Origin of the sequence: Paraconexibacter sp., assembly GCF_041602235.1 — a bacterium.
GTDB lineage: Bacteria > Actinomycetota > Thermoleophilia > Solirubrobacterales > Solirubrobacteraceae > Paraconexibacter.
Genome location: NZ_JBFIGP010000136.1, coordinates 1 through 9,781, shown reverse-complemented (window position 1 = coordinate 9,781; position 9,781 = coordinate 1). Strand labels below are relative to the sequence as shown.

Annotated in this window: 9 protein-coding genes; 8 read left to right on the top strand and 1 reads right to left on the bottom strand. The window is 72.1% G+C overall.

The genetic code is table 11. From position 1 onward, the window contains the following. The 8 genes from ABYE80_RS12000 to ABYE80_RS11965 form a co-directional block, all read left to right on the top strand. Positions 1–1,336: MlaD family protein (locus ABYE80_RS12000; protein ID WP_372790518.1), on the top strand; the 1,336-nt coding region annotated here is incomplete at its 5' end. Continuing rightward, entirely contained in the window at positions 1,337–2,872 is a 1,536-nt protein-coding gene (locus ABYE80_RS11995; protein ID WP_372790517.1) for an MlaD family protein, read from the top strand. Positions 2,873–2,941: 69 nt separating this feature from the next. Next, on the top strand, positions 2,942–5,746 hold the full coding sequence (locus tag ABYE80_RS11990) for an RND family transporter (protein WP_372790516.1): 2,805 nt from the start codon (positions 2,942–2,944) through the stop codon (positions 5,744–5,746). Continuing rightward, positions 5,743–6,528, top strand: coding sequence for a TlpA family protein disulfide reductase (locus ABYE80_RS11985; protein WP_372790515.1), 786 nt, complete (start codon positions 5,743–5,745; stop codon positions 6,526–6,528). Before ABYE80_RS11990 ends, ABYE80_RS11985 begins: the two co-directional genes overlap by 4 nt. Then, complete coding sequence (locus ABYE80_RS11980; protein ID WP_372790514.1) at positions 6,525–7,190, top strand: phenylalanine--tRNA ligase beta subunit-related protein; 666 nt, start codon at positions 6,525–6,527, stop codon at positions 7,188–7,190. Before ABYE80_RS11985 ends, ABYE80_RS11980 begins: the two co-directional genes overlap by 4 nt. A gap of 43 nt (positions 7,191–7,233) precedes the next feature. Continuing rightward, a complete protein-coding gene (locus ABYE80_RS11975) occupies positions 7,234–7,818 on the top strand; it encodes a hypothetical protein (RefSeq protein WP_372790513.1) in 585 nt (194 codons plus the stop codon). Beyond that, positions 7,805–8,296 carry a hypothetical protein gene (locus tag ABYE80_RS11970; protein WP_372790512.1) on the top strand — a complete coding sequence of 164 codons (492 nt, stop codon included), beginning with the start codon at positions 7,805–7,807 and terminating at the stop codon, positions 8,294–8,296. The genes ABYE80_RS11975 and ABYE80_RS11970 overlap by 14 nt, the downstream gene beginning before the upstream one ends. 67 nt (positions 8,297–8,363) lie before the next feature. Then, positions 8,364–8,795: a VOC family protein gene (locus tag ABYE80_RS11965; protein WP_372790511.1), complete on the top strand. Its 432-nt coding sequence runs from the start codon at positions 8,364–8,366 to the stop codon at positions 8,793–8,795. A 91-nt stretch (positions 8,796–8,886) separates the two neighbouring features. Here ABYE80_RS11965 and ABYE80_RS11960 read toward each other — a convergent pair whose 3' ends face one another. Continuing rightward, a complete protein-coding gene (locus tag ABYE80_RS11960; RefSeq protein WP_372790510.1) occupies positions 8,887–9,246 on the bottom strand; it encodes a hypothetical protein in 360 nt (119 codons plus the stop codon). Between the last annotated feature and the right edge of the window lie 535 nt (positions 9,247–9,781).

Here is a 9,781-nt window from a genome sequence, read left to right as displayed (position 1 = left end):
CGGCTACATCCTGTCCAACCAGCGGTTCTACCTGCCGAAGTGGGTGCCGGTCCTGGGCAGCGACTTCGTCGACTACAAGGCGACCCTGCAGACGGCGAAGTCGATCACGCCGGGGCAGGGCCAGACGGTCAACATCGCGGGAGTCCCCGTCGGGGAGCTCTCCGACGTCCAGCTCGACGACGGCCGGGCCGTCGTCACGATGAAGATCCGGCGCAGGTACACACCGATCTACAAGGTCGCCACCGCCCTCGTACGGCCCAAGACGGGGCTCGAGGACATGATCATCGAGCTGTCGCCGGGCTCCCGCGCGGCCGGCGAACTGCCGCCGTCGGAGCCGATTCCCGTCAGCCGCACCTTGCCGTCGGTGAACGCCGACGAGATCCTCGCGTCGCTGGACGCCGACACCCGCACCTACCTGCAGATCCTGCTCGGCGACGCCGGGGAAGGGCTCGACGGCAACGGCAAGCGGCTGTCGTCCGTCCTGCGGCGCCTGGAGCCCACCGCGCGGGACACCGACCGGATCACGCGCCTGCTCGCGACCCGACGGGCGAACATCCGCCGCGTCATCCACAACTTCCGGCTGGTCTCCGAGAAGCTGGGGACCAAGGACCGTGAGCTCGCCGACCTCGTGGACAGCTCCAACGCGGTGTTCCGCGCGTTCGCGAACCAGGACGCACGGCTGCGGGAGGCCCTGCAGCTGCTGCCGGACACCCTCGGGGAGACCCGCACGGCGCTCGCCAAGGCCGACACGCTCGCCAAGGAGCTCGGTCCGACACTGCGCGACCTGCGCCCGGCCGCCCGTGCGCTCGGCCCGTCCCTGAAGGCCACCCGCCCGTTCCTGCGGGACAGCACCCCGGTGATCCGGACGCAGCTGCGGCCGTTCGCCCGCGACGTCCGGCCCGTCGTGAAGATCCTGCGTCCGACGGCTCGCGACCTCGCGGTCGTCACGCCGAAGCTCACCAGCTCGCTGAAGACGGCCAACTACCTCCTGAACACGCTGGCCTACAACCCGCCCGGGGACGCGGAGGAGGGGTACCTGTTCTGGCTGTCGTGGGCCAACCACGCGGCAGGCACCGTGTTCGGCCTGCAGGACGCGCACGGACCGATCCGTCGCGGGCTGCTGCAGCTGTCGTGCTCGTCCCTGGCCACGCTGGACCAGATCGGCGGCGTGAACCCGCAGCTCGGCACGATCATCGACCTCGTCAACTTCCCGCTGACGAGCGACGTGTGCCCGACGACCTCGCAGGCGCCCTCGCGCTCCGCGGCCAGCCGGTCGGCCGACGCTCCGATCCCACCGCCGACGGCCACCGAAGCGGTCAAGGAGGCGACCCCGTAGATGGTCAAGCAGGCCCCAACCCTCGGCCGGCTGCTCATCATGGCGGGGTTCGCCCTGTCCTGCTTCGGTCTGCTCCTGTTCCTGTGGGTGGCGTTCGGCGGACCGACGCCGCTCAAGCCGCAGGGATACCGCTTCACCACGTCCTTCGGTGAGGGCACGCAGCTCGCGGTCGAGGCCGACGTGCGCATCTCCGGCGTCTCGGTCGGCAAGGTCAAGAGCGTCACGCCCAACCGGCTGTCCGGCCGCTCCGACACCGTGATCGAGCTCGAGCCCCGCTACGCGCCGGTCCGCCGCGACACGCGGGCGATCCTGCGTCAGAAGACGCTGCTGGGGGAGACCTACGTCGAGCTCACACCGGGCAACAACAGCGCAGGATTCGTGCCCGAGAACGGGCGGCTCCCGGCCGGCCAGGTGTCCCCGACCGTCGAGCTCGACGAGATCTTCCGGGCGTTCGATCCGGACACCAGGGAGGCGTTCAAGGTCTGGATGAGCTCGCTGGCGACCGCGACGACGGACCGGGGCCGCGACATCTCCGACGCCCTCGGCAACCTGGCGCCCTTCGCGCAGGACACCAACGACCTGCTGCGCATCCTGAACTCCCAGTCGAGCACGGTGCGCCGGCTCGTCCGCAACGGGGGCGAGGTCTTCGAGGCACTCAGCGAGCGCGACACGCAGCTCGCCCAGCTGATCACCAACTCCAACCGCGTGTTCGAGACGACGGCCCGTCGCGACCAGGAGCTGGCCGACACGTTCCGCGTGCTCCCGACGTTCAACCGCGAGGCCGCGGTCACCGTGCGTCGCCTCACGTCCTTCGCCCGCAAGGCCGACCCGCTGGTGACGCAGCTGCGCCCAGCGGCCCGTCAGCTGAGCCCGACGCTCATCGACCTCAAGGAGCTCGCGCCGGACCTCAAGGCGCTGTTCCGCGACCTCGATCCGCTGATCACCGCGTCGAAGAAGGGGCTCCCCGCGACCCAGCAGCTCCTCGACGACCTGAAGCCCTTCCTCGGCGCCTCCGATCCGGTGCTGCGTCAGCTCAACCCGATCCTCAGCTTCCTGGGCCGGTACAAGGAAGAGGGGTCGGCGTTCTTCGCCAACGTGGTGGGCGCCACGCAGGCCTCGAACATCCCGCCGGGCGGCGACGTCACCACCAAGACGCACTACCTGCGCACGACCAACCCGCTGAACGCCGAGAACCTGGCGGTGTATCCGCGGCGCATCGGCACCAACCGGCCGAACCCGTACCCGCTGCCGGGCGCCTTCAGCACCATCAAGGACGGGCTGAAGCTCTTCGAGGACCGCCACTGCAAGAACGGGATCGTGCCGGCCCTCGGCGGGGCGACCGACGGCCTCCTGGGCCTGTTGCCGGCCCCGCTGCGCGACAACGTCGTCAAGTACGTGTTCGGTGGCGCGGTGACGAGCGTCGCGGCCCCGCCGTGCGTGAAGCAGGGGCAGTACACCGTCGGGGGCAAGACCACCGACTTCCCGCAGGTCGCGGCATCCACCGGGGCGACGGCGGGAGCGTCACGTTCCAAGTAGCGGCGGCGGCGCTTCCTCGCGGCGCCGTCGGTACCGTCTCATGGCTGTGGAGACGAGGGTGAGGCACTGATGGTGGTCCGGGGGGTCACCGCGCTGATGCGCGGCGCGGCTGGGCGTCCCCGCGCGGCCATCGCGCTCGCGCTGCTGCTCGTCGTCGTCGCCGGCCTGTTCGCGTCGCGGCTGGAGCCCACCGCGTCGACGGACACCCTCGTCGGCCGGGGTGCCGACAGCTATCAGGCCAACGAGCGCTTCCACGAGAAGTTCGGGGACGATGCCGTCATCGTCCTCGTCAAGGAGGACCTCAAGTATCTCGCGCTCACCGCCGACATCCAGCGTCTCGTCGGCCTCGAGGGCTGCCTGTCGGGCAACCGTCCGCCCGGTGTGGTCCCGCGCGGCGGGGAGTCCGGGCCGTGCGCCCGCCTCGCCCGTTCCAAGGCCGTGCGCGTCGTGTTCGGGCCCGGCACCTTCCTGAACGAGGCGGTCGGTCGCATCGCCGAGGAGTTCGCCCGGCAGCAGCAGGACACGCAGCAGCGCGGTGAGCAGGCCGCCGAGGCCGCCCGCAAGCTCGCCAGGGAGAAGGGGCGCAGCGCCGCCGAGGCCAAGAGGCTCGGTGAGCAGGCGCGGGAGCTCGTGAACGCCGAGTTCACCCGCAACCTGCTGCTCCTGGCCACGAAGTACGGCGTGACGTCGCTGCCGCAGCTCAACAACCCGGACTTCGTGTCCAGCATCATCTTCGACGACAGCAAGCCGGTCGGCTGTCCGAAGGCGCGCTTCGCGTACCTGTTCCCCACGTGCGATCGCGCCGTCATCCAGGTCCGTCTGCAACCGGGGCTCAGCGAGAAGACCCGCGAGGCGGCGATCGCCGACATCCGCGCCGCAGTCGAGATGAAGGACTGGGAGCTCGTCAACGGCAAGGGCACCTATCTCGTCACCGGCGCGCCGGTCGTCGTCGCCGATCTCACGCAGGCCATCACCGACTCGATCTCCTGGCTGATCCTCGGCGCGCTGCTGGTCATGGCGCTGACGCTGGCGCTGGTGTTCCGCGCTCGGCTACGCCTGCTCCCGCTGGCGATCGCGCTCGTGGCGACCGCGCTGACGTTCGGCGTGCTGTCGGCGGCCGGTGCCGGCTTGACGATGGCCTCGATCGCCGTGCTGCCCGTCCTGATCGGCCTGGCGGTGGACTACGCCATCCAGTTGCACGCGCGCATAGAGGAGGAGCGCCGAGGCGCCGCGCGCGGGGACATCGACCGCGCGATCGCCGGCGCGGCGCGCCGAGGGGCGCCGACGGTGGTAACGGCGGCCGCCGCCACCGCCGCCGGGTTCCTGGTCCTCGTCCTGAGCCCCGTTCCGATGGTGCGGGGCTTCGGCATCCTGCTCGTCCTGGGCATCGGGCTCTCGCTGCTCAGCGCGCTCGTGATCGGTACGGCGGTGCTCGCCCATACGGCGCGTGGAGGCGGAGGGGCGCCCGGGCCGCTGCTGGCGGCGTGGGACATGGTGCGCGCCGCCCTGCTCGGGGCGGGCGACATCCTCCGCTCCGCGGCGCGCGGCGCGCGCGACATCCTCGTGGGCAACCGGCTGGGCCGCGCCGTCCACGGCGGCGTCGGTCGGGTCGGTCGACGTGGCACGGGCGCCCTGCGCGGCGCCGGGACGCGGGCGCTGGCGTTCAGCACGTCCAGGCCGACACGGGTCCTCGGCATCGCAGCCACGGTCGCCGTGATCGGCTGGGCGATCGACACCCAGGCGGACGTGGAGTCCGACATCCAGAAGCTCGTGCCGAAGGACCTCCCGGCGCTCGTGGACCTCCAGGACCTGCAGCGCTCCACCGGGGTCGGCGGAGAGATCGACGTCGTGATCAGCAGCGACCGGCTGACGGACCCCGAGGTCGTCTCGTGGATGACGGACTACCAGAACCGCCTCGTCAAGCGGTTCGGCTACTCGAGCAAGCGCGGCTGCGGTCAGGCCGAGCTCTGCCCGGCGTTCTCGCTGCCGGACCTGTTCCGCTCCGGGACGGGCGGCCGCACGAAGGCCCAGATCGAGACCCTGCTCGAGGCGGTGCCGCCGTACTTCTCGCAGGGCGTGATCACGGCCGACAAGCGCACGGCGACGCTCGCCTTCGGCGTGCGGCTGATGCCGCTGGACCGCCAGCAGGAGGTGATCGACGTCATGCGGGATGAGCTCGACCCGCCGGAGGGCGTCACCGCCGAGCTCGCCGGCCTGCCGGTCCTCGCCGCCGAGGCCAACGCGGCGGTCTCCTCGCCGTGGCGCCGCGCCGGGACGCTGCTGGCCGGCCTGCTCGCGGTCGGTCTGGTGCTGCTCGCCGCGTTCCGCGACCGCCGCCGGGCGCTCATACCGCTCGTGCCGATCGTGCTCGCCACGGGCTGGTCCGCACTTGTCCTGTTCCTCACGCGCGTGCCGCTGAACCCGATGTCGGTGACGCTCGGTGCGCTGGTCATCGCGATCTCCACCGAGTTCAGCGTGCTCCTGTCCGAGCGCTACCGCCAGGAGCGCGAGGCGGGCCACGACCCGGCCACCGCGCTGCGGCGCACCTACGCGTCGACCGGCGCTGCCGTGCGTGCGTCCGGCATCACCGCGATCGCGGGGTTCGCGGTGCTCGTGCTGTCCGACATCCGGATGCTGCGCGACTTCGGCGCCGTGACGGTCATCGACCTCACCGTGTCGCTGCTCGGGGTGCTGGTCGTGCTTCCCGCCGTGCTCATGCTCGCGGAGGGCACGACGCCCCGCCCGCGGCTGCGCCTCCGCCGACCGCGGCTGCGGCTGCGTCGCCCGCGTGCACGGCCCATCCGCGTCATGCCGCGCCGTCGTCAGCAGCCGTCCGAGCGCGTCGTCGCCGCCGTCCCGCCGGAGGGGACGTGACCGAGGACCGCCAGGACGGCCCGCTCGGGTTCGATCCCGAGGACGACGAGCCCGCACGCCCGAGCGCCGCGCAGCGGCTCGCGGCGAACGACGAGACCGAGGCGCCGGAGGGTGTGCGACCGCCGCTGCGGCGCTCGGGGCTGCCGTCGGGCGTCAGCCGCTACGGATGGTTCCTCGGCGTCGTGCTGGTGCTCGTCCTCGCCCTCGTGACGATCAACTCGTTCAACACCGAGGGTGTCTCGTCGCGCGGGCTGGAGCCCGGGACGCCCGCACCCAGTTTCGCGGCGCCGCTGGCCAGCAGCGACCTCGAGGGCGACGTCAACGTCGCCACCAAGGCGGACCAGGGCAGCGCCGGCGACGTGCCCGCGTGCTCGATCCGTCGTCCCGACGTGCTGACGCTGTGCGCCCTGACCGATGAGGCGCCCGTCGTGCTGGCGTTCTTCGCGACGCGCGGGGGCTCGTGCGTCGACGAGCTCGACGTCGTCCAGGCGGTCGCGCGCCGACACCCGGACGTGCGCTTCGCGGCGATCTCGATCCGCGGGGACCGGGACGGGCTGCGGGAGCTCATCGAGCGGCGTGGCTGGGACTTCCCGATCGGCTACGACAACGACGGCGTGCTGGCGAACCTCTACGGCGTCGCCGTCTGCCCCCAGATCGCGTACATCAAGCGTGGCGGCGAGACCTTCGACACCACCCTCGGAAAGCTCGGCGTGGCCGAGCTGGACCGGTACGTGAACGCGCTGAAGGACGGACGACGGCGGGTGGGGGAGACGACCCCGTGAAGGACGTCGACCCGGACCCGCCGACGCGCGAGGGCTGGGTCGACCGCGAGCTGCTGGAGGAGTTCCCCGAGCTGCGCCTCCTCACCGTCGAGGTGTCGGCCCCGGCGAGGCGCCGGACCACGCCCGCCCTGCGCGCCCAGTTGCGGATGCTGAGCAACCGGTACGACGGTGCGCAGGTGATCACCATGCGGCGCCAGCCGATCCCGCACGCCTACCGGGTCTTCTTCCGCCACATCGGCCTGGACCCGGACACGACCCGGACACCCGTCGAGGGGGCGGCCGTCGAGCGACTGCGATCCGGGGGGTTCGCCTCGCGCGGGCGCCTGCACGACGCCCTGCTGCTGGCGCTCATGGAGACCGCGGTCCCCGTCTGGGCGCTGGATGCCGATCGTCTGGACGGACCGCTGGGCATCCGGGGCGCCCGCGAGGGAGAGCGTCTCGGCGCCGACGACCTGGCGCCCGGGCTGCCGCCGGGGCGGTTGGTCGTGGCCGACGCCGCCGGCCCGGTCGCGGTGCTGTTCGGGGACATCGCCACCCGGTCGTCGCCTCACGCGGACACGCGCACGCTGCGGCTCTTCACCGTGCAGGTCGCCGGGGTGCCGGCGATCCACGTGGAGGAGTCGTTGTGGACGTGCGCCAACGCCCTCTCGGACCGTTCCTGAATCCGCGGCGGCGCTGGTACGCTCATCAGGGAGGAGATGTGCCGTGGTCGTCATCGATGACATCCAGCAAGCTTCGGCAGCGGTCGGATCCGACCGCCCGGCGCCCGCGGAGCGCGCCGAACTCGGCCTGGGACATCCGGCCGACGAGTCGGCCGCCCGCCGCACGTTGCGCGCCCAGGTCCGGGAGCTCGAGCGGCAGCTTGCCGACACGCTCATCGCCGCGTTCCCGCGTACCGGGGTCGACGTCGCGGTCCCGTCCACGGGGCGCGGCCCGCGCGTGCTCGACCTGGCGGAGCTCGAGGTGCTGCGTGACGAGCTCGCCGAGAAGCTGCGCCGCGCGCGGCAGACGGTGCACGAGGCGGGCGAGCAGGAGGCGCGCAACCGCGACCTGCTCGAGCGCATGCTGCGGGATCCGAAGCGGTACCGGTTCGCTCGGCTGCCCAACCGCGATCTCGGCGAGTCGGGGTGCGGCGTCTGGCAGGTCCGTCCGCGCTTGGGCCTCATCGGCATGCTGGCCGGCTGGTGGCACGTCAAGCTCTCGAGCGGCTGCCCGTTAGTCGCGGCGGTACGGGCGCCGCGCCAGACCGCGCTCTCGCCGCGTAGCATGCGCACCGATGGGCAAACGTAGCCGCAAGCGAGGGGCCCCCGGCGCGCCTCGCCCCTCGACGGCGGTGGACACCGCGCACCCTCGACCGGCTGCCGCGGCGGCACGTCGCGGGCGTCCTGTCGACCGCAAGGCCCGCCGCGAGGAGGCGCCCCAGGCGCTGTGGCACCCGGTCCCCGTGACGGAGACGCTGATCTTCATCGGGCTGGTGCTCGTCCTCATCGGGTTCTTCACGAACGCCATCGCGATGCTGGCGATCGGCATGGTCATCGTGTCGGTGGCCGCACTCGAGCTGGCGATCCGCGAGCACTTCGCGGGGTACAAGTCGCACAGCGCGCTGCTCGCCGCAGTGTGTGCGGTCGTCGTGAACGTCCCGCTCTACTGGACGCCCCTGCCGCAGCCGGGCCTGCTCGTCACGGGTGCTCTGGCGTTCGCGGCCGCCTTCCAGCTGCTGCGCAACGCGTTCGCCAAGCAGGCCGGAGGCCTGAAGTTCCGCGCATGAGGATGCTCGCGGCGATCGGCGGCCGGCGGACGCCCACGGATTTCGACGTGACCTCGACGGGAGCCCCATGACCGACCACCCCGCATCCTCCGAGCCGCGCCGGATGCAGCTGCGTGGCCTGCACCACGTCACGCTGATCTGCGCCGACCTGACCCGCACGCGGGAGTTCTACCGCGACGTGCTCGGTCTGACGGTCGTGCGGGAGGCGGAGAACGACGACGACCCCGGCGCGCAGCACGTGTGGTTCGGGGACCCGGCCGGCACGCCCGGGACGCTCGTCACGTTCCTCGAGTACCCGCAGATGGACGAGGGGACGGTCGGGCGGGGCAGCACCCATCACCTGGCGTTCCACGTCGCGTCTCGCGACGAGCTCGACGCCTGGGCCGAGTACCTCGCGGGCGCCGGTGTCGCCTGCAGCGAGGTGCTGGAGCGGGCGGGGCTGCGGTCGGTGTACTTCCGGGACCCGGACGGCCACCTGCTGGAGATCGCGGCCAGCTGAGCCGGTCGCCCGGACGCGATCCGGCCCGCGAGCACCGGACGGGGGGTGGCGAGCGCCGCACCCGGGCGCCGCTCGCCACCGCCTCGCCTGCTCAGACGAGCGCGGGCTGCAACTCGCGCTCGAAACGGCGAGCCGCGTGCTCACCGTCGGTGAGGACCGCCGCCACCGCACGACGCTGACGATCGGTCATCGACCCGACCGTCTTGGTCTCCGAGAGCGGGATGCGCGCCAGGAAGGTGCGGCAGCGCGCCGTCCCCCAACGGCGCTGGGCGAGCAGCAGGTCGGCGACGGTCATCGACTCGACCTCCCACCCGCAATCCAGGATGACCTCCGCCACGCTCACCTCACCGGCGTGCACCCGGCGCTTGAGATCGGCGCGCGCCAGGCGGACCTCGTTCGCGCGAGCGAGCGCGCGCAGATGCTGCGGCCCGCAGGCCGTCTGTGCCTTCATGTGTCGTCCTCCCCGGTCACCCACTGGACGGGTGACGTCTCCTCGAATGTCCGAAACCCACGTCCCGACGGCAGCGTCCTTCCACCAGTGGTGAACAGGTCTCTGGCTGCAGGCCTTCCCACGGGCCCGGCCCCCGCTTCACCTCATCGCGCCGCCGTCGACAACGCTGCACGAACGTACGCCAGATTCCTCCGCCCGGTCAACGGCAAATGTGAAGGAACGTGCGCTCAGAGCGCACTTTTCCTGCAGTGCCGGTTTCCGGCAGAACGGGTCCCGTCCACGCTCCGTCCAGGCGGCGTCGACGTCATCTGCGACAGATGACGCGTACGCTCTCCTCGCCGGGGTCGGGCGCCCGGCAGGAACCGGTCAGTGGTCCCCGGGACCGGGCAGCGGACCGTGCTCGGCCTCGAACCGCGACTTGACCTCGCTGAAGCGCTCCAGCGCCCGATCCAGCGTCGGACGATCGTGCGTCGCCATCACGCTGGTGCGCAGCAGGGCGCCCCCGGGCGGCACGGCCGGGTGCAGGGCGGTGTTG

Bases quoted from the DNA above. Each gene is read 5' to 3' on its own strand.
- ABYE80_RS11995 (WP_372790517.1), top strand. From the start codon at position 1,337: ATGGTCAAGCAGGCCCCAACCCTCGGCCGGCTGCTCATCATGGCGGGG.
- ABYE80_RS11990 (WP_372790516.1), top strand. From the start codon at position 2,942: ATGGTGGTCCGGGGGGTCACCGCGCTGATGCGCGGCGCGGCTGGGCGT.
- ABYE80_RS11970 (WP_372790512.1), top strand. From the start codon at position 7,805: ATGGGCAAACGTAGCCGCAAGCGAGGGGCCCCCGGCGCGCCTCGCCCC.
- ABYE80_RS11965 (WP_372790511.1), top strand. From the start codon at position 8,364: ATGACCGACCACCCCGCATCCTCCGAGCCGCGCCGGATGCAGCTGCGT.
- ABYE80_RS11960 (WP_372790510.1), bottom strand. From the start codon at position 9,246: ATGAAGGCACAGACGGCCTGCGGGCCGCAGCATCTGCGCGCGCTCGCT.